We start from the raw sequence: 23,555 nt of genomic DNA, 5'->3' as shown, positions 1-23,555 counted from the left end.
CATAGATGAGGTGATGAATGATGTCGTCAATAAAATTAAGCGTTCTTGATCAAAGTGCTGTCCACCAAAATGAGACCGCTCAAGAAGCTTTGCAGCATACCGTCGAACTAGCAAAAATTGCGGATGAAAAAGGATTCCATCGGTTTTGGGTAGCGGAACACCACAATATGAAAGAGCGAGCAGGTTCTTCGCCGGAGGTGCTCATCTCATATCTGCTCGCTCAAACAAATCAAATTAAAATCGGATCTGGTGGAGTGATGCTGCAGCACTATAGCCCATATAAAGTTGCGGAGAACTTCAATGTACTGGCCAGCCTTGCACCGGGAAGAGTGGATCTCGGTGTGGGGAAATCACCTGGTGGACTGCCTGTCTCAACTGCTACCTTACAAAAAGGTGTATCACAGGATGATTATCCGTTCACAGAAAAAATCAAAGAGCTGGCCCTGTGGCTTCATAACCAAAAACATACGGATGAAAAAGGGGATGAGATTAGAGCCTATCCGCTCCCACCGGTACCTGCTGATCTTTTTTTGCTTGGTACAAGTAAGGGGAGTGCTGAACTTGCTGCTAAACTAGGCGTTTCCTTTGTCTTTGCTCGATTTATCAATAGTGATGAACGGGCACTAGAGGAAGCAATAAAAGCATTTCAACAGAACGTAGATCCACATGTACACAAGAAGCCGTCATTCATTCTCGCATTGTCTGTCATCACAGCTGAAACCAATGAAGAAGCAAAAAGCCTTATTTCAAATGACGAAATTGTCAAAGTCTACTTAAAGAGCGGAAAAACATTTACCCTAGCAAGCGAGGAAAATGCAAGAGAATTTGGAAATCAGAGCGGAGAACCCTATGAGATTAAAAAACAAGAGCGAAAGGTTATTTTCGGCACACAGGAGATAGTTCGAGAGGAACTACTTGCTTTGCAGAAGAAGCTGGGAATTGATGAATTTATCATTTTAACACCAATTGATGATGCGGAAAAACGAAAAAGGTCTCTTGTTCTTTTAAAGGATGCCTTTCATCACGATCACGCAGAGACATTGGCATAAAAGGAGAAGATGACAATGAGAAAAAATAGTGTGTTTATTTTACTAGCAATTATAGTGACAGTCCTAGCCGCATGCGGTGGTCAACAGTCAAGCAGCAAAGGAAAGCAGGATAAAATTGTAATTGCATCACAAGGATCAGACGCCCAAGTTTGGCAGTTTATTGCGAAAACAGATGAGGCAAAAAAAGCAGGCTTGAATATTGAAGTCAAAGAATTTAATGACGGTGTGCAAATCAATGAAGCCACAAATGATGGTCAAGTAGATGTAAATGCCTTCCAATCACTATCCTATTTCCAAGATTACGTGAAGAAAAAGAAGGCAAAGCTTGTCGCCATCGCCACAACGTATCTTGAACCAATGGGACTTTACTCTGACAAATATCAAAAACTTGAGGACATTCCAAATGGTGCGAAAGTGGCGATTCCAAATGATACAGCGAATACAGCAAGAGGACTCAGAGTGCTAGAAAAGGCTGGTCTCATCAAGCTCAAGCCTGATTTCAACTCTTTTAGCACCTTGAAGGACATTAATGACAATCCGAAAAAGCTGCAATTCGTTGAAACAGATGGTACAGCTACGGCACGGGTGCTCCCGGATGTAGACGCTGCGCTAATTGGAAACAGTGTTGCACTTGATGCCGGTCTAAACGCTATAAAAGACTCACTATATCACGAAGAAGTGAATCAAGATACGAAGGCGAATATTAACCTGCTTGTGACACAAGAAAAAAACAAAGACAACAAAACGTTAAAAAAACTTGCAGAGGTTTATCATTCAAAAGAAGTTCAGAACTATGTCAAAAAAGAATTTGGCGGAACGAAAATTCCTGTCGATAAACCAGTCAGTGAAATCACGAACTAAAACCAATACAGGAGATGAATGCAATGACAAATATTAAATTAGATGGTGAAGAATTTTCGATTTATAACGAAAGTGGCAAACAGGTAAAAGGCAGTCGCACCATAGGAACAGAGGGTTTAACACCACTTGAATTATTAGGCGCTTCACTTGGATACTGCACATCGCTCAATTTACGAGTGTTATTAGAAAGAGAAGGGACTCCGATCACAGAGGAAAACTTCAATGTGGCTGTCCAAGCTCAAAAAGCAGTGGAGGGACCATCCAGAGTAGAAAAACTGCACCTGTCAATCAAGCTGCCTAAAGAATTAAGTGAAGAGGCTCGTCAAAAGGTCATTACATCTGCTGAAAGAGGCTGCACCATTAGACGTTCACTCGTGAATGCCATTGATATTACATTTGAGGACGTGACAAATCAAACAAAAGCCGTTAGTTCATAAAGAGGAGATGAATTTACATGAGAAAAATCAATATACTCGCTTTTATTTTCATACTGAGCCTCCTTGTTACCGCTTGCGGACAAACAAATGCGTCGAATGATAAACAAACGCTGACTTTAGGAACCACTGAGGCAACCCTTGATTTTTGGAAGGTTGTAAAGGAAGAGGCGAAAAAGAAAGGCCTTACTTTAGAGTTAAAAACATTTACTGGTGGCGTTGATCTGAATCAATTAACAGAAGATGGCGAAATAGATGCGAACTCCTTTCAGCATCTTGCCTATTTAACAAGCTGGAATAAAACAAGAAAGGGCGAACTGGTAGCGGATATTTCTACCATTGCAGCGCCTCTCGGTATTTACTCTAAAACAAGAAAGAGCTTAAAAGATATTAAAAAGGGCGATAAAATTGCGATTCCAAATGATGATAGCAACTGGCCTCGTGCCCTCGTTTTATTGCAAAATGCCGGTTTAATCAAGCTAAAGGATGATTTTAATGGACAAGGGGGAGAGGACAAAATCTTAGAAAATCCATACAACTTAGACATTGTCCCTGCTCAAGCGGCAAACCTGCCCCGTCTTTTAGATGATGTGGATGCAGCGGTCATCAATAATGGTATAGCCCTTGAAGCAGGCTATAAATTGAAAAGTTCTTTATATCATGAAAGTAAAAAAGAAGCTCCGTACGTTAATGTAGTTGCTGTGACAAAGGATGTCCAAAAGGAGAAAAGGAAAGAGCTTGATACAATCACAGAGATTTTACATTCTAAAAAAATCACGGATTATATTACGAATCACTACGAAGGAAATTTTCTTCCAGTCACCACACCGATTGATCAATTACTAAAGGAATATGACAAAGCTTTACAAAAAGAGGGGGCGTAAGCATGACCAAAGAGATGAAATTAACCGTATATCTCGTTGGATCTGGTATGCATCTTGGCTCATGGAGACTCCCTCATGTGCAAGCAGATGCAAGCATTGATGTGAATTTTTACCGAGAAATGGCTCGGAAAGCAGAGGAAGGAAAACTTGATGCGGTATTTATTGCAGACAGCCTTGCCATAGATGAGAATTCACACCCTCATATTCTTAATCGGTTTGATCCAGCGATTCTCATTACGGCGATGGGCGCTGCTACAAATCGGATTGGTGTTGTAGCTACTGCTTCAACAACCTATAGTGAGCCATATGTGCTCGCAAGACAGTTCGCATCTATTGATCATGTGACTGGAGGACGTGCTGGGTGGAATGTCGTCACCACAGCAGATGCAACGGGGCGAACTGCACAAAACTTTGGACGAACGTCACATGTCAAACATGATGACCGTTACCAAATGGCAGAGGAATTCATCGATGTCGTACAAGGATTATGGGATTCATGGGAAGATGATGCCTTTATTCGAGATAAGGAGACAGGGCAATTTTACGATGAACAAAAGGTGCATCCAATTCATCATAAAGGTACATACTTTCAAGTTCGAGGTCCTTTAAATATAGGAAGAACACCCCAAGGGCAGCCCGTCATCTTTCAGGCGGGCTCTTCTGAACCAGGACAACAATTTGCCGCACGTACAGCGGAAGTGGTATTTAGTCATAAGAAGGATTTGCAATCTGCTCAAGCGTTTTATAAAGAATTGAAAGAGCGGCTGCCTCAATTCGGAAGAAGGCCGAATGAACTTCATATTTTACAAGGCATATCACCGGTTATCGGAAGAACAAAAAAGGAAGCACAGGAAAAAAAGCGTCAGCTGGACGAAGCGCTCCTGCCTGAGCAGGCACTAAAGTTCTTATCTGGTTATGTTGGAAATGTGGATTTAACGGCTTACTCTCCAGACACGCCTGCAAAAGAGGTGGCGTGGACGGAAGTAGATAGTATTCAAAGTGACTTTGAAACGATCATGCGTATCATCGATGAGCAAAACCCAACAGTTGGTGAGCTTTATGCCAAGGTGAGCAATGCAGCTTCACATGACCGTTGGATTGGTACACCAGAACAAATAGCAGATGAAATGGAGAAATGGGTGGATGTAGGAGCAGCAGATGGATTTATGCTGATTCCTGCTGTTCTCCCAGATACCTTAAAAGACTTTGTCGAGCTCGTTGTGCCTATTTTACAGGAAAGAAAATTATTCCGTACCGATTACAAAGGGAACACGCTTCGGGAGCATTTAGGGCTTCGTGTACCAGTGAACCGATATCAATAAAGTAAAGAGAGGTCCGGCCAATGATTGAATTTAAAGATGTACAGAAAGTATATCAGAGTGGACAGCAAAATATTGAAGCCTTGTCCAACATCAATCTGACCATCGAAAAAGGTGATATATTCGGTGTGGTTGGATATAGCGGGGCGGGAAAAAGCACACTATTAAGACTCGTGAACTTACTAGAACGACCAACAGCAGGAGAGGTAAAGGTAAATGGAAAAATATTGACCTCACTGTCTAAAGCGAACTTAAGGAAAGAGAAAAAAGACATTGGCATGATTTTTCAGCATTTTCATTTACTTCAATCAAAGACAGTGTTTGATAATGTGGCTTTGCCGCTTCTATTAAACGGAAGCTCAAAGCGGAAAATCAAAGAAAGAGTAGATGAGCTTTTATCATTCGTAGGTCTTGAATCAAAGGCGAACAATTACCCAGAGCAGCTATCTGGAGGACAAAAGCAGCGTGTCGGAATTGCACGTGCACTGGCAACGAATCCATCCATTCTTCTCTGTGATGAAGCGACATCTGCACTTGATCCAGATACGACGTCTGCGATCTTAGACCTGCTTAAAAAAATCAATCAAGCATATGATATTACGATTCTGTTAATCACTCACGAAATGTCTGTCATTCGTGATATATGTACAAAAGTAGCTGTCATGGAAAATGGCCAAATCGTTGAAAAAGGTTCAGTGTATGAGATTTTTTCTCATCCGAAAACGGAGATTGCAAGACGTTTTGTCAGAACGGTTATCCATGAGCATTTGCCAAATAGTATCATTGAAGAATTAAAAAATGGCCAAAAAACGGTGTGGAAAATGAACTTTATTGGTCACAGTTCCAGCAAACCGCTCCTATCCACAATTGCAAAGAAATATGATATTGATGTCAATGTCTTGTCGGCTAATATTTCAGAAATTCAAGATACCCCTTTTGGCAATATGATTGTTGAAGTGACAGGTGAACAAACCGAAATTGAAAAAGCTTTTTCATATATTCAACAGGAGAAGATCAATGTACAGGAGGTAGCGGGTCTTGACTAGTACATCGCAGCTTTTTGGAATGGAAGTATCGCTAGATCAACTTTTAACCGGATTTGGTCAAACATTATATATGGTCACTTTATCCCTTTTATTTTCTATCATTATTGGGCTGCCGCTTGGGATTATTCTGGTGATCACAAGAAAGGGACACATTTGGGAGCAGTCGGCCATTTTTCATCTGTTGAATTCTGTCATTAACATTTTACGCTCGATCCCGTTTATTATTTTACTGGTTGCACTTATTCCATTTACTCGACTCGTGGTTGGAACAGCGATAGGAACGACTGCAGCAATTGTACCGCTTGTTGTTTACGCCGCACCGTATATTGCACGACTTGTTGAAAACTCACTTCTTGAGGTAGATAAAGGGATTATTGAAGCGGCAGAAGCGATGGGAGCGACAATTTGGCAAATCATTTATCGATTTTTATTGCCTGAAGGTCTCAGCTCGCTTGTGCTTACATTTACAACAGCTACAATTGGTTTGGTAGGAGCATCTGCAATGGCAGGCGCAGTTGGAGCAGGCGGAGTTGGTGATTTGGCATTGACGTATGGGTATCAGCGCTTTGATACAGCGACCATGGTGGTCACTGTTTTCGTATTAGTTGTGATTGTGCAGGTCATTCAATCCGCGGGTAACATCACAGCCAAAAAAATTAGAAGGCGTTAACAGCTTGGAAATATTTATGTATGAAAGAGAAAGTAATCAACAAGGATGCTCTCTCGTGAATGATTTTTCCAAACTTCAAAAAATGAACACCTTTGTATTTTATAAAGTGAGACAAAGTGCTAAAATGTCATTTGTTTTAGCACTTTTTTGTTTTTTCGTGAATGTTTTTAGACTTTTTTGTCCCTATTTCGTCATTTCTGAGAGGCAATATGTCATTCTTACTAGTTGACCGGATCAAAAAAAAATGTAAAATCATCTTAAAGTCCTCTTTTTTGAAAATAATAATAACATGACATATAATTCAACGATAAAATGCTCGAAAAAGCGGAATGTACTGGGGGGTATCAATTGATCATTTCTAAAGTAATCAATAATAATGTTGTCAGTGCGTATGATGACGAGCAGCATGAGCTGGTCATTATGGGCAGAGGGATCGCATTTCAAAAGAAAAGCGGAGACCCAATTGATGAAGAACGTATCGAAAAAGTATTTTCTATTCAAAATAAAGATATATCAGAAAAATTCAAGACCCTGCTTTATGATATTCCGATCGAGTATATGCAAGTGTGTGAGGCAATTATTGATCATGCGAGGACGTCCCTTAACAAAACCTTAAATGACAGCATCTATGTGACGTTGACGGATCATATTACCTTTGCCATTGAACGTCATCAAAAGGGAATGGATATTAAAAATGCTTTGTTATGGGAAATTAAGCGGCTGTATAAAGAGGAGTTCATGTGCGGTGTAGAAGCGATTCGGATCATTCAGGACAAGCTCAACATCCATCTCCCTGAGGATGAAGCCGGCTTTATTGCCATGCATATTGTCAATGCAGAACTCAATGAAGAAATGCCCAACGTGATTCAAATCACAAAGCTGATTCAAGATATTTTGAACATCGTAAAGTATCACTTTCAAATTGATTTAGACGAGGAATCATTAAATTATTTTCGATTTGTGACGCATTTGAAGTTTTTCGGACAGCGTCTGTTTAACGAAACACAAATGGAAAATCAAAATGAATTTCTGTATGAAGTGGTAAAAGAGAAAAATACCGCAGCTTTTCAGTGCGCTGAAAAAATTAACGAGTATGTACAAAAAGAACACAACCGAAGTCTCATAGAAGATGAAATGCTATATTTAACTTTGCATATAGACAGAGTAGTAAAAAGAAAATAAATTCAAAAAGAAAGCGTTGACATCACAAAAATAACATGATAATTTATAACTATAAACTCAATAACCCACAATCTTTTAGGATTGTTACTGGTCAAGCAGGCAAAACCTAAATCATTGTCCCTATCTTTTGATAAGGCGTGATTTAGGTTTTTTTATATCTAAAGACTTATAAAATTAAATAACGATCAATCGCTATGAAGGATTGTTACTGGTTAAGCAGGCAAAACCTAAATATCGATTAATGTCTGAATCGCTATTTTTCGGGCATTAATGGATGTTTAGGTTTTTTCTATATCAAGATTAAATCAACGATTGGAGGGTAACACAATGAACCACAAACAAACAGCAAAAGAAGTGTTAGAGCTTGTCGGCGGTGAAAAGAATGTTAAGCATGTTACACATTGTATGACAAGACTCCGCTTCAACCTATACGATGAAAACAAAGCAGATAAGGAAAAACTGCAATCAACAGACGGTGTCATGGGCGTGAATCAAAGCGGCGGTCAATACCATGTCATTATCGGTAACGATGTATCAAACGTCTATCAAGCAATGATTGCTGACTCTGGGTTATCAACAGATGTAAAATCAAGCGGTACAGAAGAAGCATCAAAACAAAATGTGATATCAAAGCTTTTCGATTTTATCTCTGGTGTCTTCACACCAATTCTTCCAGCCATCGCTGGAGCCGGTATGATCAAAGGAATATTGGCACTCATGCTCACGTTCCAGTGGATATCAGATAAAAGCAGTACGTATACGATTTTAGCAGCAATCGGAGACGGAGCCTTTTACTTCTTACCGATTCTACTAGCTGTAAGCGTAGCTAAAAAACTTGGCACAAATCAATATATCGCCGCTGCCATTGCAGCAGCAGCACTGCACCCGCAGTTAACTGCTTTACTGGGCGCGGGAAATACTGAATTTCTAGGTTTGCCAGTGGTTGCCGTTGTGTACTCTTCATCGGTGATTCCAATTCTACTTACCATCTGGCTCGGCTCATATGTTGAAAGATTCGCAGAAAAATATAGTCCAAAATCATTAAAAATCATCCTTGTCCCAACAGTGACACTTCTTGTCGTTGTACCAGTTATGCTCATCGCGGTTGGACCGCTTGGTGGGATTATCGGAAATGGCCTTTCAGGCGGAATTGATTTATTGTTTAAACATGCAGGCATTTTGGCCGGACTCTTGATCGGCGGATTCATGTCACCATTGATCATTACAGGCATGCACTATGCACTACTTCCAATCATGATCAACAACATTACGTTAAACGGTTTTGACTACATTCTTCCAATGATGTTTGTAGCAAATATGGCACAAGCAGGCGCAGCATTTGGTGTCTTCTTAAGATCAAAAAACAAAACATTCAAATCATTGGCGATGTCAACAAGTATCACAGCTTTAATGGGTATTACTGAACCTGCTATGTATGGTGTGAACATGCGATTGAAAAAACCGTTCCTTGCAGCCCTTATTGGTGCAGCAGCAGGCGGCGTGTTCATGTCGATCTTTAAAGTAAAATCATATGTGATATCTGGATCAGCAGGCCTCCCAGGTCTCCCAACATTCATTGGACCAACATTTGTCTACTCAATCATCGGTTTAGTGATCGGATTTGTTGTAGCAACGATCATGACACTTGTTCTAGGATTCAAAGATGTACCAGTAAAAGATGATACAAAAGCAGACAAACCAGAAGAAAAGAAAGACACAGGAGCACTTCAAAATGAAGTGGTACAAAGCCCGCTTGAAGGTCAGCTAAAGCCGCTCAATCAAGTAAATGATGCAACATTTTCTAATGAAATCATGGGTAAAGGTGCAGCCATTGTACCAACAGTTGGGCGTGTTGTCGCACCGTTCAACGGCAAGGTTGAAACCATTTTCCACACAAAACATGCCATTGGCTTGAAGAGTAACCAAGGCACAGAACTTCTTATTCATGTCGGAATTGACACAGTAAAACTTGATGGAAAGTATTTCACAAGTCATGTGCAGTCCGGTGATCTTGTACAAGCAGGAGATGTGCTCATTGAATTTGATATCAAGGGTATTCAGCAAGAGGGCTATGATGTGATCACACCTGTTATTGTCACCAACACGAATGATTATGCACAAGTTGATGCGAAAACAGATGGAACAATTACAGTGAAAGAGGCACTGCTCACAGTCAGTGTAGAAGAAAAAGAGGAGGGCATTCAACGTGAACAAGTTAGAAAAAACATTTCCTAAAGGTTTCTTATGGGGCGGCGCTGTTGCAGCCAACCAAATTGAAGGCGCAAATAACAAAGATGGAAAAGGCTTATCGACAGCAGACGTATCACCGCATGGTATTATGCACCCATTCGATGAATCCATGAAAGACCTTAACTTATATCATGATGCAATCGATTTCTACCATCGCTATAAAGAAGATATCGCGCTCTTTGCAGAAATGGGATTCAAGTGCTTCAGACTATCCATTTCTTGGCCGCGTATTTTCCCAAATGGCGACGATGCGGAACCGAATGAAGCAGGCCTCGCTTTTTATGAAAGAGTATTTGATGAACTGCGTAAGCATGGAATTGAGCCAGTTGTCACGATTTCTCACTATGAAATGCCGCTTGCACTTGTGAAAAACTACGGCGGATGGAGAAACCGTAAGCTTGTGGATCTTTATGAAACATATGCTAAAACATTGTTTACTCGCTTTAAAGATAAAGTGAAATATTGGATGACCTTCAATGAAATCAATGTCGTATTACATGCACCTTTCACTGGCGGCGGGCTTGTATTTGAAGAAGGAGAAGACGAGAAAAGCATTCAATATCAAGCAGCGCATCACCAATTTGTTGCAAGTGCTCTGGCTGTTAAAGCAGGACATGAAATCATTCCAGATGCAAAAATTGGCTGTATGATTGCAGCGATGACCACATATCCGTATAGCTCAAGACCAGAGGATATGTTTGCTGCAATTGAGCAAGATCGTAAAACATTGTTCTTCTCAGATGTACAGGCAAGAGGCTATTACCCAGGTTACATGAAACGTTACTTCCTGGAAAATAACATCAACATTGAATTCCAAGACGGGGACGAAGACATTTTAAGAAACCATACAGTTGACTATATTGGCTTCAGTTATTATATGAGTTTTGTGACGAGTACTGATCCAAAGATCCTTGAACAAGTTACTGGTGGTAACCTATTTGACGGTGTGAAAAACCCTTATCTAGAAGCAAGTGATTGGGGCTGGCAAATTGATCCGAAAGGACTTCGTACAACACTGAATCAGCTGTACGATCGCTACCAAAAGCCATTGTTTATCGTAGAAAATGGATTGGGTGCTGTCGATCAAGTGGAGGAAGACGGATCGATTCAAGATGATTACCGTATTGAATACCTCAGAAGTCATTTGCTAGAGGCGAGAGAAGCCATCGCAGACGGAGTAGACCTGATCGGTTATACAAGCTGGGGCCCAATTGACCTTGTCAGCGCATCAACGGCTGAAATGAAAAAACGCTACGGCTTCATTTATGTCGACCGTGATAATGAAGGAAACGGTACATTAGATAGAAAGAAAAAGAAAAGCTTCGATTGGTATAAACAAGTGATTGCGACGAATGGAGAGCATTTAGACGCATAACAAAAAGAGACAAACCGCTCATACGGCGGTTTGTCTTTTTTTCGTCAAAGGGACTACGAAGTCCACACTTGATCAGCAATCTCAATCACATGACGCAGCTTTTCCCATTGCTGCTCTTCTGTTAACAGGTTGCCTTCCTCTGTTGAGGCGAACCCGCATTGTGGACTCAAACAAATTTGGTTAATGTCTACATATTGAGCCGCTTCCTCGATCCTTTTTTTAATCTGTTCAACCGGCTCAAGCTCTCCGTATTTTGAAGTGATAAGGCCTAGTACAATTTGAAGGTTTGGGTTCTTCACATATCGAAGAGGCTCAAACCCGCCAGAACGATCGTCGTCGAATTCTAAAAAGAGACCATCAAGATCTAAGCCGGCGAAGATTGTTTCTGCCGCTGCTTCGTAACCACCTTCAGCAGCCCAAGTTGATTTGAAGTTACCGCGGCAAATGTGCATAGTAATCACCAAATCCTCTGGGCGATCGGCAACGGCTTCATTGATTGTCTTCGCAAACGACTCACGAAGTTCATCTTCTTCTCGGCCAAAGGCTTTGATTTGTTCATGACCTTTTTCAGAAAAGAACACAGCCCATGCCGTATCATCCAGCTGTAAATAGCGGCAGCCTGCATCATAAAATGCACGGATGGCTTTCTTATATGCCTGTGCCACATCATGGTGGAATTCTTCTAAGCTGGCATATACCCCTTCTTCAAGCTTTCCACGGAAAAAGAGCATATTCGGACTTGGAATCGTCATTTTAGCCGTATGATCACCAGCGATGCTGTGAAGGAAACGATAATCCTCTAGCATTGGATGATCTGTAAAATCGATCTTGCCTGTTACCTTGATCCCTCGTGCTTTTGTCGTTGTGTTATGGAATTGAATGCCCTGATCTGCCTCAAATCCTTCAACCCCATCGAGCCCTTCAAGAAAGTCAAAATGCCACCATGCACGTCTGAACTCCCCATCTGTGACAACCTCTAATCCAATTTCTTTTTGCTTCTCTACAATACGTGTGATTTCTTCATTTTCGATTTGTCGGAGCTGCTCCGCTGTCAGTGTACCGTCTGCTTTTTGCTTGCGTGCTTCCTTAATGCGCTCTGAACGAAGTAAGCTTCCTACTTGATCTGCGCGAAATGGCGGCTTCGTTGTTTTCTTTCCAATGGTTTGTACTTGTGTCATGCTGAATCCCTTCTTTCTCAGGTTTAAAAACAAATAAAAAAGCTCTTCCTTTGATAAGGAAGAGCATCATATACAGTGAGAACTCTGCCTTATCTTCAAACAAGCATCTGCTTGCTTAAGGAATTAGCACCATTCTGTTCCTAGGAACAGCGGTTGCCGGGTTTCACAGGGCCAGTCCCTCCACCACTCTTAATAAGGTTACCTTTTGATTAAATTTTCTTAATAAACACAATTATTAAACCTTTTCGAGAAAAAGTCAATGGTTTTTACAATTTAATTTCCTACATGAACAAATCAGCGATAAGAACACCAGCTAGTCCGACAAGTGAAAGCACGGTGACCATCAATGTCCACGTTTTAAAGGTTTGGGCCATTGACAGGTTAAAGTATTCTTTATAAATCCAGAAACCTGCATCATTCACATGAGAGAACGTAATACTGCCAGCACCTGTTGCAATCACCATTAATTCAGGGCTGACACCTGTCAGGCCAATAAGTGGTGCAGAAATGCCAGCCGCTGTGAGGCCGGCGACAGTCGCTGATCCTAAAGAGACACGAAGGACCGCAGCAATGAGCCAGGTGAGAAGCAGTGGAGAAAGTGTGCTTCCTTGCATGATTCCTGCAATGTATTGGTCGACGCCGCTATCAATGAGTACCTGTTTAAAGGCGCCGCCTCCTGCAATAATCAATAGAATCATGGCAATAGAGCCGATAGAATCCGTGATGGATTTCATCACGTCCTGCATGCTCTTTCCTCTGCCCAGCCCAAACGTATAGATGGCAAGCAGCACTGAGATTAATAGTGCAATGGCCGGCTCGCCTAAAAACTCAGCTGTTGGCAGCAATGGGGAGGATGGAAAGAAAATTTCCAAAAATGCTCTGAATGTCATAAGCAATACAGGCAAAACAGCGGTGAAAATGCTAATACCGAAGCTTGGCATTTCCTCTTCTGTAAATTCCTTTGGGTTAAATAAGTTCTTTGGAATATGTGCGTGTAATTGATCTTTTTTAAATAGTTTTGTAAATAGAAGTCCGCCTACTAAAACAGCAGGAATCGCTAAAATGATTCCAACTAATAAGGTTTGTCCCATGTTTGCTTGAAAGACATTCGCAATGGCAGTCGGCCCTGGGTGAGGAGGGAGGAAGCCATGTGTTGTGATGAGAGCAGCGACGAGCGGCATACCCACATACAGCACAGGAAGTCTTGCAGCTTGAGCGATTGTAAAGACTAATGGAATTAAGATGATGAATCCGGTTTCATAAAAGAGAGCAATTCCAATCACAAATCCAGTCAGCATCGTCGCCCATTGGATTCTTCCGATGCCAAATTTGTCAATGAGGGTCATTGCGATACGCTGAGCACCGCCAGAATCCGCCATTAATTTCCCGAGCATCGCCCCAAAACCTAAAACGAGTGCTAGGTGACCGAGTGTACTGCCAAGTCCTTTTTCAACGGAAGCAATCGCTTCTAGAGGTGTCATCCCTTCCAAAACAGCAACAATTAAAGAGACAATAATCAAAGAAATGAAAGCGTTTAACTTAAAGATAACCATGAGTAAAAGCAATAACAAAACGCCAAGACCAATAAACACTAACGACATCGTCTTTCCTCCTTTGTGGTGCATCAGGGGGCACAAACACCCCCTATGCTTCATCCTTCAAGTATATCTACAGCTTCTTTTAACGTATCCTTCGACCCAACATTTCCCGGGAAAATCACATAAGACATGAAAGGAAATTTACTTTCTTCTCCTGTTTTCCAAACGGGGATACCAGGTTTGATTTGACCTGCCACGGTCGCACGTTTCACGCTAAGTCCTCTTGTTCCAATATCGCTGGAGGTAATTCCGCCTTTGGCAATGAGATACTTAGGACGAATAGTGAGACGCTGGACAATGCTTGTTACAGCATCACTAATCTGTACAGAGAGCTTTAATTCTTCCTCTTGACGACCATCCCCAAGATCAAGCCGTTCTCTTCTTGTATAAACAGCCACAGATTGACCTGATGCTAACAGCGTTTCAGTTTGCTGAATGACGCGGTCAATTTCTTTGTGAAAGGCTTCCGGCTCTAACACGAGGTGTGTATTAAATTCAATAAAAGCCAACTCTTTATTTTGCTGAAGCGCATTTAATTGTTCTGTTGTTTTTTTTACGTGAGAACCGATCATAATGAGACCACCGTGCGGGCTTTCTTCTTGTATCAAGTCATCTCTTGTTAATAATGCTTGATTACCTATACCGCCTAGTACCTTCGTGAGCGCCGCCGCACTTCTGAACATCAGCTGCTGTCCTGCTTGAATGGCTTCAATGAGAGCTGTGACAAAGACTTTGACATCGTCATAGTCTACAGCGTTTACAACTACCTTTTTGAAATCCTTCACACTCATGAGCTGATGTTTGATTTGCCCAATGCGTAAAGCCCGTAGATCATCTAACGAGATGTAGGTGGTGTTCTCTTTTGTGAACAATCCGTCTGACTTTTCTTCAATCCATTCTCCAAGGTGAGAGGACTGAAAACCGAATGTACGGTCTCGCGCAAATTCTGTGTCACCAGCAGGAATTAATTCGTGTCCTTCCTGTACGTAATGAATATTGTTGATCGTAAAGCGTCCACCTTCTTGGAAAAAAGGAAGAAGGATCTCTCCATCGAACTGGCGGGAGCTCCGTTGTTCAATGGTCGCTCTGAGTACTTCAGTTTCAAGAGGGAAGTGTCCGCGAAGAGTAGAATCCCCTCGGCTGACAATGATGAAATCCTGATTAAGCCGTTCAGCCACCTTTACAATGGTTGCTGCGATGGTTTCGTGCGCAGCGGCAGTTTCTTTCTCTGTCATACTGCGAGAATTGGTCAGTATAAAGAACATGCGGTTGTCTTCAAGAAAACCAGCTTCAATGCTTTCTTCTGACCAATCGGTGAAAACAGAGACGCCATGTACAGTTTGAATCCCTGTTGGATCATCGTCTAATACAATGACTTTATGCTGAAAGCTGCTTAATGCTTGTTCGTATGCTGTTTGAATGGCCTTTGAATCCGCGCTCGGAATGGCATTCAGTATGTCAGTGCTTTGCTTCATGACACCTCATCCTTTCTTCACTTCGACATGAGCCATTTTTTCGTAATATTGAACGATACCGCCATGGTCAAGCCCAGATTTTCCGTCTGCTTTGAGGGCGTGGAAGATTTCGAGCAGTTGACTAGAAAGCGGGAGAGGAACACCGATATCATGAGCTGTTTCCATGACATTGGTTAAATCTTTTAAGTTGATGTCGATGCGTCCGCCAGGTTCAAAGTTTCGTTCTAAGATAAGAGGAACCTTTGCGTCGAGAACGGCGCTTCCAGCCAGCCCGCCGCGGATCGCTTCATACATTTTATCTATGGCAATGCCCGATTTAGCAGCAAGAACGAGTGCCTCGGACATGGCAGCAATATTTAAGTTGACGATAATTTGATTGGCAAGCTTTGCTGTTGTTCCGCTTCCATTCGGTCCGACTAATACGACCTCTGTGCCCATCGCAAGCAGGACATCTTTTACTTGCTCAAAGATGACTTCTTCGCCGCCAGCCATGATGGCAAGTGTTCCGTCTATTGCCTTCGGTTCTCCGCCGCTGACGGGTGCGTCGATAAACTCCACCTGATGCTGTTTTGTGAGAGAAGCTAATGCCCTGGAAGTAACAGGAGAAATTGAGCTCATATCTATGATCACTGTGCCAGGTTTAGCTGTCGTTAAAATGCCATGATCACCTGAAACGACTGCTTCTACATGCTCTCCTTTAGGAAGCATTGTAATGATGATATCGCTTTCAGAAGCTGCCTCAGCAGCTGACATAGCACCTTTTGCTCCGGCTTCTTGTAACGCTCGAATGGCTTTCTCATTCAGGTCAAAAACAGTCACAGTATGACCGGCTTTTAATAGATTGAGTGCCATAGGTTTTCCCATAATACCTAGTCCAATGAATCCAATCTTTTTTGTCACGTTGTCCGCCTCCTATATAGAAAACCCTTACAAAAAGCGCTTTCTTTTCATTTTGTTAGTATATATACTATCTTTATAAATTAATAGTAGGAAATAAACTATTGTTCATTTAATGTACATGACATGATAGGAACGTGTCAACGAAAAATATGATAAAAGTCACAAAAAAAGACCGGAAAACAGCTCCGGTCTTTTTCGTTCATGTTTTATTTTTAGCTACAGCTAATCGAGATCGTTTCACGTTTTCAATGGCATTTGATCCTAGTTCTAGAACAGCGTTGACATATAGTACATCAATGATCACAAGCTGGTTGATACGGGAGATCATAGAGTCCGATCGATAGGTTGTCTCTCTGGAAGAACTGAGCAAATGAAAGTCAGATCGCTTTGCGAGCTCTGATTTCGGATAGCTGGTGATAGAGGCAATTTTTGCCCCTTTTTCTTTTGCAAACTGTACGGCGTCAAGAATTTCTCTACTCTCTCCTGAATGGGAGATCGCGACGATAAAATCGTGTTCAGTGGCGTGTGTTGCAATCATATTCATCATGTGTGGATCACTGCATAGACTCACTTCAAAACCAAGCTGCAGGAACTTATGATAAGCATCTCCAGCAATAAAGCTGGACGCACCTGCTCCAAAAAAGACGGTTTTATGTGCCTGTTTCATGTGTTCAATGAATTGTGTCACGGCATGATCTTCTAAAATATGCTTCATGTCTTGAATAGAGTTTGTTGTTAACTCTATGACCTTATGTTTAATGTCAGCTACACTATCGGATGCCTCGATCTCGCCGTATATGGATTGAGGCGTATTGGTCGCGATATCCTGTGCAACATGGACACGAAACACTTGATACGATTCATAGCCAATTTTTCGTAGAAAACGAAAAATCGTCGTTTCACTTGTGTTGCATTCAGCAGCGAGAGCACTAATGGAATGAAGCACAACTTTCTGAGGGTTTTCTAAAATGTAATTGGCAATCTTTTTCTGGGTCGGGGACAAACTATGGAATGTCGTCCGAATGTGACTAAAAATATTCTCTTCTATGATAAACACCACACTTCATCTAGCATTCTACATTAAGCATACAGGAACTTATAAAAACGGTAAACAAACCCGATGTGGAAAAAGAAAGAATAATATGTAAAAAATCCTTCTTTTGGTTCTTTTGTCATGGTATACTCGATTGGTAATAGACAAAAATGGGGGTTTTTACTATGACGATGAAAAAAGGCCTAACGATCAGCCTGCTCATTTTCTCACTAATTGTTTCGTTGTTTGCACCAGTTGGATCGGCCGATGCCAAACAAGCAAAAAAAGCAAAAGTAAGCACACACTATTATAAAAAGAAAAAAACGTTTAAATATCCACAGGTGAAAAACCTAAGCAAGGCGCATATGAAAACCATCAATCGTGATTTAAAAGAAGATATTGCCTTCTCTTATTCTACTTACTTGTTCTTAAAGGACGAAGCGAAAAAGGAAGGCTATGGGAAGATCACGTACGAGAGATCGTTTAAAACGAAATTTAACAATGGGAAGAAACTAAGTATCTTAAACTATGACTACATGAATGATGGCAGCATGCATGGGGATACGATGGTTTCCAGCATGAACTATGTGTTAACAAAGAAAAAAACAAAGCAGCTGTTCTTGACAGACGTTGTGAAAACAAAGAAAAAGCGTACGAAAGTAAGAGATTATATTTATAACTACACAAAGAAACATAAAAGCAAATTCTTTTCGAACCTGAAAAAAAGTGACATTGAAATCAACTATAACACGCAGTATTACTTCACGAAAAAGGGAATTGCTGTTGTCTTCCAGCCATATGAAATTTCACCGTACTATGTAGGAATTCCTATGATTCAAGTCCCTGCGAAGGTGTATAAATAAAAAGAAAAACGACCAGATTTAGTGGTCGTTTTTTGCTGTTGATTCAAATAAAAAGAGCCCCTCAAGAGGCTCTTTTTTGGGATTTATACTTGTTTGGGTGCATTGTTTAGTGGGTGACGGCGTTTTCCGTTGTAGTGGCGGCGCATACGAAAGATTTCAAACTCCGAAAGCTCTGCGCTTTTTCTTTTTTGGGTGCGGTTATCTTTTTTGAAAGAGAATAGTAAGTAGCAGCAAAGTGAAGCGATAATCAATAAAATCATCATATGACATTCCTCCAATTCATCCTATTCTTTCAGTGTAGACAGGGTGAGTGATGTTTATAACTGAAAATATGCAGCAGATTCGGGTTAGTTCTTAAGGTTTATTTGATCTGCTAAATTAGGACTAAAATACTGGTTGTTTTTAACTATTATATTTCCAGTTATTTCACTCGTCAAGAAGAATTTTTCTGGGGTTGTCTCTATTAGTACGATTAAGTGTCATAAAAGTTTCAGAAAATTGTAAACTTTTATTAAAAAACCGTTCCCGAACAGGAACGGTTGTAAACATGTTTATGCTTTTTCTTCAAATAAACGGGCGATTTCAACGATGACTTCTGTTGCTTTCACCATGTTTTCAACAGAAATAAATTCATATTTCCCGTGGAAGTTTTCCCCGCCAGTAAAGATGTTTGGCGTTGGGAGGCCTTTATATGAAAGCTGGGAGCCATCTGTGCCGCCGCGGATGGGTTCGATGACAGGTGTGACTGAACGATTTTCCATGGCTTCATGGGCAATGTCCACAATATGTTTTACCGGCTCAATTTTTTCTCTCATATTATAATATTGATCCTGAATGCTAAGAGTGATGCTGTTTTCACCATAGATGGCTTTTAAGTCACTTGCTATTTTTTCAAACTGTGCCTTGCGGTTGTTGAATTTCTCTTTATCAAAATCACGGATAATATATTGCAGCTCAGCCTCTTCTACTTCCCCTACAAACTTCGTCAGATGGAAAAAGCCTTCATAGCCTTCTGTATACTCCGGAGATTCGTCAGATGGAAGTTTGTTATGAAAGAGCATCCCAATTTTCGCAGCGCTGACCATTTTGTCTTTTGCTGTACCTGGATGGACGTTGTTTCCTTTAATTGATACCTTCGCGCCTGCTGCGTTAAAGCTCTCATATTGCAGCTCGCCAAGCGGTCCGCCGTCAATGGTGTAAGCATAGGAAGCACCAAAGGCATCAACATCAAACTTGTGCGGTCCTCTGCCAATCTCTTCATCAGGCGTAAAGGCTACGCGAATCTTTCCGTGCTTGATGTCTGGATGCTCAATCAGGTAATGCATAGCAGTCATAATTTCTGCGATACCTGCTTTGTTATCTGCACCAAGCAGGGTTGTGCCATCTGTCGTGATCAACGTATGTCCTTGGTACTTTTGTAAATTTGGAAACTGTTTTGGAGATAAAACGATATGTAGATCTTCATTTAATGTAATGTCGCCGCCTTGATAGTTTTCGTGAAGCTGCGGTTTTACATTTTTGCCAGTGAAGTCAGTGGCTGTGTCGATATGAGCCAGGAAGCCAATGGTCGGCACGTCTTTGTCTGTGTTAGAAGGAATCGTTCCCATGACATAGCCGTTTTCATCCATTGTCACTTCTTGAATCCCAATAGATTTCATCTCTTCAACAAGCTGTCTTGCTAAGTTCAATTGTCCTTCAGTAGATGGGCAGCTTTCCTTTTCTGCATCCGACTGCGTATCTACCTTCACATAACTCGTGAAACGCTGAATCATTTCCTCTTTCATCTATACGTCACTCCTTTTGTAGAATACGTTCATTTTATCACGTCTTGAATGCGCTTCATAACAAGAAAGGCTTTCTCTGGCAATTAGAGAGGAAAAAGGCCTACTTTCATTAGGTGATGTGCTGAATGGTTCTTTAGGGTGATTTTTTTGGGTGTCTTTTTATTTATAATGAGGACATATAAAATCATCCATTTGTACGTTAAATTGGGAGAAAGGGGTGCGAAAGTTGGATTCTAGTCAAACGCTGGCACTCGCTCAAAAGTTTCAGGAAGCGGCTGATGAGATTCGGCAGTCAAAGCAGCTGCTGGAGAATCGGCTGAAGGCAGTAGGGTCAGGCTGGCAGGGAGAAGCAAGAAATAAATTTGATCAAAGCTTTGAAGAAACAACGGCTCGCTATGATCAATTTGAACAGGACTTGCTTGAAACAAGTCAGGAACTGCGGGATGCAGCGGTCAAAATCGAGGAGCGTAAAGCTGAAATTGCCCGAATGGAAGAACTTGAGCGAAAGAGACGAGAAGAACGGAGAGAAAGAAACCGAGAAGGGAGATGATGTGATGGCACGTGACATTGTGGTTGATCCAGATCAGCTGACAGGACTGGCGAATGATGTTGTAGGTGAGCTGTCTGCCATTGAAACGAAGCACCGCGATTTACATAGTGAACTGGATGGTCTGATTTTAGGCTGTGATCCTCGGTATAGAAGCTGTTTTTCTGGTGTCGGGGATGCATGGGGGGCAGGACAAGCACTCATCAGCAAATTGAGCAGTGATGATATTGCGATTCGTCATGCAACAGATAAAATGGTCGAAGCGGATGATATCTTGCGGAAAATGTACAGCATCTATGATCAATATGGTACACTCACAAGCTTAGCTGGTATCGTAATGATGCAGGCGAAATATTATGGGCTTGGAATGACGACCTTCATTAAAGAGAATGGCCGATATGCAGCGCAACATTCAAGGCTGCTGCTTGATCTGACGAGCCGGGTAGAAGGAACGAGATTTGACCGGCTAGCAAGGATATGGCTGAGTAAAAAAGAATTATTAAAAAGATCGAACTGGTCGATGGCTGATTTGGTCCATAAGAAATTCACAAAATTTTATCCTAGCGATACAGTTGCGTTCACGAACAGTGTCCGTGATTTTACAAAAGGAAGTATCAATTGGAAGGACACGGCTGCTATTAAGTCTGTTCTGAAAAATGGTGCAAGATTTGCGAAAGGAAATGCTATCATTGCAACGGTTGTCACTGGTGCAACAGAAACGGTTGGCTGTGGATTGAAAATTGCCGAGAACTATGCAGAATTCGGTGATCAGCCAGAAGTCCTCAAACGTGAAAATGCAAAAGCTGTTGGAAATGCAGTGAACAATACAGTCTTTATCGCTGGTGGATCTGTCGCAGGTGCCGTTGTCGGGGGCGCTCTAGGGAGCTTTGCAGGCCCGATTGGAACTGTTGTTGGCGGAGCCATTGGTTCAGCAGTAGGTGGATTTATTGGTGAAAAAGTTGCCAAGCTGACATCTGGATTTGCTGAACAAGTTGCGGTGAAATTAAAGGACCCGATTCATGCGGTCGTGGATAAAGGGAAGAAAGCATTTGAACTGGCGGGTCAAGGTGTAAAAGCAGTCAATGACACCATTGATCAGGCCAATCAGGTGATACATAAAGGGATAGAAAAAACAAAAGAAACCGCAGATTCGCTCATAAAGGGTGCAGGCGATTTCTTTAAGGGTGCATTTTCTTTTGGATAAGGAGAGATCAAGTTGGATCAGCTAAGCCTAAGTATTGAGGAACTCATCTTTAGTTTTTACAGTGAAGGCTATTTTGAACAAGGTATGTCCTTAAAGGAGGCCTATTATCCTGAAGTAGAGGATGAGCGCCTTGGTTTTTTATTTGAAATTGCCTGCCGTTCTTTGCTTGCAAAAGGTGTACTGGAATTTCGAAACAGACAATATCGTTATAAAGCGGAATACCGTCATTTTATTCAGGCGATGAATGATGCCTCTCACACGATCAAGGTGTCTAAATTTGGAGACTCAGATGAAGAAGTCAGTACTTCCTTTCACACGACACAGGCGGGTGTATATGCGCATCATACGCTATATGATCAACAAGTACATCAGATTCGTAAACTGAACGACGAACAGGTAGAGGAGCAAGTCACTGCCTTTTTTAACATACAGATGAATGATTACCCTGAGCCTGTTATCAGCCTGCAAGCAGAGGAATTTGAGATGCTATTAGAGCAAGCAAGCGAAGCGAAAAATGAGTGGCCATCCTTCCTGAATAAAGCGGAGAATCAAGAGCTTGTGAAGGCATTTGTTTCTGATGTACAGACGAGAAGAGGAAAGATGGACTCCCTCATGAAGGTCGTCTATGACAAAAATAATACCCCTGACGTGGAGTCCATGATATTTGTCATTCCAGGTGAGAAACGATCATGGCTTGTATCAGGAATAAAAGAAAATGAATTTCGCATTGAGACGGCTTATAGAGACGGGTTACGTTCTATATTCTAATGGAGAAAAGGAGAATGACGCTTGAATCCAAGTGAAGTAATAGAAGTGAGGAGCAGACCCTTTTTAAGAGTATGGGCATTCTTAGCGACGGGCGGCTTCGGTATTATCGGTATTTGGTTATTTTCAGAAGCTCTTACATTTGAATCGAATTATACATTGTTTTTATTTTTAGGCGGACTATTAGGTATTGTCTATGGCTGGATTTCCTTTTTGATGATTCTGCCTGCTTTTACGAAGAGAGGAAATGTGATTCTTCGCATTCAGCGTGGAGAGAATGGTGCTGTGCTTCATCGGGAGCAAACCATCCCTTTTCGAGACATTCAATCAATTGATATGCGCAGGCACCGGTATAGTATCAGAGGATTTCTCTTTATGGATGTACTCATTCGAAAATTAGATGGGAAATTGATCAAAATTCCAGCATACAGTATTTTGGATGAAGAAGTATTTGAGCAAACCGTCAAACACGAGATTTATCCATATTTAAATCAGACAGCCCAAGAGAACTGGAGGCAGCAGCATGGCCAGGTAGAAGAGAAGGTCGACTAAGCTGTTTTTGTCATGATTCAATAGGTTGAAGCGCCACTTTTTCAAAAAAATCGTGTATGATGTCAGTAAAGACTGAACACTGAAGAGGTGATGAGAGATGGATAAAGAGATGGTAATCGACCTCGTCACAGAACAAATGGCACGAATTCGAAAAGAAAAGAATTATACGCAAGATCGTATGGCGGAGGTACTTGGTTTATCGAAACGGCATTTACAGCAGGTTGAAAAAAACAGGCTGCGTCTCAACTGGACGCAATCTGCGGCCGTATGTGCATTATTCAGGGATAGTGACATTTTACAAGGAACACTAGGGGATGACCCGCTTGAGATTTTGGAAGTTGTGGCACATGATGAATTGAATCTATCAGTTGAGCGTACGATTGGCGGAAAAGTTTGGTGGAGAACGTCTGTCAAAAAAGGCACGTTTCGCCTTCAGCAAAATGTGCTCAGTCAGCATTATCGCATCTTAGATGATGAGAATTATCGCTATTATAGTTCGTTTAATAAGGAAGAAGCGAAGCGGCGGCTAGAGGAATTAAGCCAGCTGTCTTCTCCATATTGATCAGCAGCTGGTTGGAAAAGGAAA

23 protein-coding genes and 1 riboswitch are annotated in these 23,555 nt (G+C 41.5%); of the genes, 16 read left to right on the top strand and 7 right to left on the bottom strand.

All coding sequences use genetic code 11. The features are described from left to right. Positions 1–20 precede the first annotated feature (20 nt). The 10 genes from AKG37_RS10805 to AKG37_RS10760 all read left to right on the top strand — a co-directional run bounded on the left by AKG37_RS10805 (position 21) and on the right by AKG37_RS10760 (position 11,070). Entirely contained in the window at positions 21–1,049 is a 1,029-nt protein-coding gene (locus AKG37_RS10805; RefSeq protein ID WP_060698980.1) for an LLM class flavin-dependent oxidoreductase, read from the top strand. A gap of 15 nt (positions 1,050–1,064) precedes the next feature. Next, on the top strand, positions 1,065–1,910 hold the full coding sequence (locus AKG37_RS10800) for a MetQ/NlpA family ABC transporter substrate-binding protein (RefSeq protein ID WP_060698808.1): 846 nt from the start codon (positions 1,065–1,067) through the stop codon (positions 1,908–1,910). A 23-nt stretch (positions 1,911–1,933) separates the two neighbouring features. Beyond that, positions 1,934–2,347, top strand: a complete 414-nt coding sequence (locus AKG37_RS10795; protein WP_077233713.1) for an OsmC family protein — start codon at positions 1,934–1,936, stop codon at positions 2,345–2,347. Positions 2,348–2,364: 17 nt separating this feature from the next. Beyond that, entirely contained in the window at positions 2,365–3,228 is an 864-nt protein-coding gene (locus AKG37_RS10790; protein ID WP_060698807.1) for a MetQ/NlpA family ABC transporter substrate-binding protein, read from the top strand. Between the two features lie 2 nt (positions 3,229–3,230). After that, positions 3,231–4,550, top strand: coding sequence for an LLM class flavin-dependent oxidoreductase (locus AKG37_RS10785; RefSeq protein ID WP_060698806.1), 1,320 nt, complete (start codon positions 3,231–3,233; stop codon positions 4,548–4,550). A 20-nt stretch (positions 4,551–4,570) separates the two neighbouring features. Then, the gene (locus tag AKG37_RS10780) at positions 4,571–5,593 is read left to right on the top strand and encodes a methionine ABC transporter ATP-binding protein (RefSeq protein ID WP_060698805.1); all 1,023 of its coding nucleotides are present in this window, start codon (positions 4,571–4,573) and stop codon (positions 5,591–5,593) included. 19 nt (positions 5,594–5,612) lie between these two features. Continuing rightward, positions 5,613–6,263: a methionine ABC transporter permease gene (locus AKG37_RS10775; protein WP_060698979.1), complete on the top strand. Its 651-nt coding sequence runs from the start codon at positions 5,613–5,615 to the stop codon at positions 6,261–6,263. 348 nt (positions 6,264–6,611) lie between these two features. Then, positions 6,612–7,445: a BglG family transcription antiterminator LicT gene (gene licT / locus AKG37_RS10770; RefSeq protein ID WP_060698804.1), complete on the top strand. Its 834-nt coding sequence runs from the start codon at positions 6,612–6,614 to the stop codon at positions 7,443–7,445. Positions 7,446–7,772: 327 nt separating this feature from the next. Continuing rightward, positions 7,773–9,680: a beta-glucoside-specific PTS transporter subunit IIABC gene (locus AKG37_RS10765; protein WP_060698803.1), complete on the top strand. Its 1,908-nt coding sequence runs from the start codon at positions 7,773–7,775 to the stop codon at positions 9,678–9,680. Continuing rightward, a complete protein-coding gene (locus tag AKG37_RS10760) occupies positions 9,652–11,070 on the top strand; it encodes an aryl-phospho-beta-d-glucosidase (protein ID WP_060698802.1) in 1,419 nt (472 codons plus the stop codon). The genes AKG37_RS10765 and AKG37_RS10760 overlap by 29 nt, the downstream gene beginning before the upstream one ends. Before the next feature lie 53 nt (positions 11,071–11,123). Here AKG37_RS10760 and AKG37_RS10755 read toward each other — a convergent pair whose 3' ends face one another. From AKG37_RS10755 to AKG37_RS10735, 5 genes are all read right to left on the bottom strand, one after another. Beyond that, on the bottom strand, positions 11,124–12,248 hold the full coding sequence (locus AKG37_RS10755; protein ID WP_060698801.1) for a 5-methyltetrahydropteroyltriglutamate--homocysteine S-methyltransferase: 1,125 nt from the start codon (positions 12,246–12,248) through the stop codon (positions 11,124–11,126). An 86-nt stretch (positions 12,249–12,334) separates the two neighbouring features. Further along, a riboswitch (SAM riboswitch) is annotated at positions 12,335–12,447 on the bottom strand. Positions 12,448–12,529: 82 nt separating this feature from the next. Further along, complete coding sequence (locus tag AKG37_RS10750; RefSeq protein ID WP_060698800.1) at positions 12,530–13,849, bottom strand: gluconate:H+ symporter; 1,320 nt, start codon at positions 13,847–13,849, stop codon at positions 12,530–12,532. Between the two features lie 50 nt (positions 13,850–13,899). Further along, positions 13,900–15,321, bottom strand: coding sequence for a four-carbon acid sugar kinase family protein (locus AKG37_RS10745; RefSeq protein WP_060698799.1), 1,422 nt, complete (start codon positions 15,319–15,321; stop codon positions 13,900–13,902). A gap of 6 nt (positions 15,322–15,327) precedes the next feature. Beyond that, positions 15,328–16,221 (bottom strand): 2-hydroxy-3-oxopropionate reductase, encoded by an 894-nt coding sequence (garR, locus tag AKG37_RS10740; RefSeq protein WP_060698798.1) that lies wholly within the window; start codon positions 16,219–16,221, stop codon positions 15,328–15,330. 199 nt (positions 16,222–16,420) lie between these two features. After that, the gene (locus AKG37_RS10735) at positions 16,421–17,278 is read right to left on the bottom strand and encodes a MurR/RpiR family transcriptional regulator (RefSeq protein WP_193391709.1); all 858 of its coding nucleotides are present in this window, start codon (positions 17,276–17,278) and stop codon (positions 16,421–16,423) included. 161 nt (positions 17,279–17,439) lie between these two features. Between AKG37_RS10735 and AKG37_RS10730 the strand changes: the two genes are divergently transcribed. Continuing rightward, entirely contained in the window at positions 17,440–18,117 is a 678-nt protein-coding gene (locus AKG37_RS10730; protein ID WP_060698796.1) for a DUF3298 and DUF4163 domain-containing protein, read from the top strand. Between the two features lie 83 nt (positions 18,118–18,200). On the opposite strand, the gene AKG37_RS10725 is transcribed toward AKG37_RS10730, so the two are convergent. After that, positions 18,201–18,380 carry a hypothetical protein gene (locus AKG37_RS10725; RefSeq protein WP_060698795.1) on the bottom strand — a complete coding sequence of 60 codons (180 nt, stop codon included), beginning with the start codon at positions 18,378–18,380 and terminating at the stop codon, positions 18,201–18,203. Between the two features lie 288 nt (positions 18,381–18,668). Continuing rightward, positions 18,669–19,901: a peptidase T gene (gene pepT / locus AKG37_RS10720; RefSeq protein ID WP_060698794.1), complete on the bottom strand. Its 1,233-nt coding sequence runs from the start codon at positions 19,899–19,901 to the stop codon at positions 18,669–18,671. 226 nt (positions 19,902–20,127) lie between these two features. Between pepT and AKG37_RS10715 the strand changes: the two genes are divergently transcribed. The 5 genes from AKG37_RS10715 to AKG37_RS10695 all read left to right on the top strand — a co-directional run bounded on the left by AKG37_RS10715 (position 20,128) and on the right by AKG37_RS10695 (position 23,531). Beyond that, entirely contained in the window at positions 20,128–20,451 is a 324-nt protein-coding gene (locus tag AKG37_RS10715) for a WXG100 family type VII secretion target (protein ID WP_060698793.1), read from the top strand. Between the two features lie 4 nt (positions 20,452–20,455). Continuing rightward, on the top strand, positions 20,456–21,652 hold the full coding sequence (locus AKG37_RS10710; RefSeq protein ID WP_060698792.1) for a DUF6861 domain-containing protein: 1,197 nt from the start codon (positions 20,456–20,458) through the stop codon (positions 21,650–21,652). A 12-nt stretch (positions 21,653–21,664) separates the two neighbouring features. Next, entirely contained in the window at positions 21,665–22,420 is a 756-nt protein-coding gene (locus AKG37_RS10705; RefSeq protein ID WP_060698791.1) for a hypothetical protein, read from the top strand. A 21-nt stretch (positions 22,421–22,441) separates the two neighbouring features. Further along, entirely contained in the window at positions 22,442–22,969 is a 528-nt protein-coding gene (locus AKG37_RS10700) for a YfjD family protein (protein WP_060698790.1), read from the top strand. A gap of 97 nt (positions 22,970–23,066) precedes the next feature. Then, entirely contained in the window at positions 23,067–23,531 is a 465-nt protein-coding gene (locus AKG37_RS10695; RefSeq protein WP_060698789.1) for a helix-turn-helix domain-containing protein, read from the top strand. Positions 23,532–23,555 lie beyond the last annotated feature (24 nt).

Source organism: Bacillus australimaris (assembly GCF_001307105.1).
GTDB classification, from domain to species: Bacteria; Bacillota; Bacilli; order Bacillales; family Bacillaceae; genus Bacillus; species Bacillus australimaris.
Note: the sequence above shows the minus strand (reverse complement) of the source record. Positions and strands in the feature narration are given on the sequence as shown.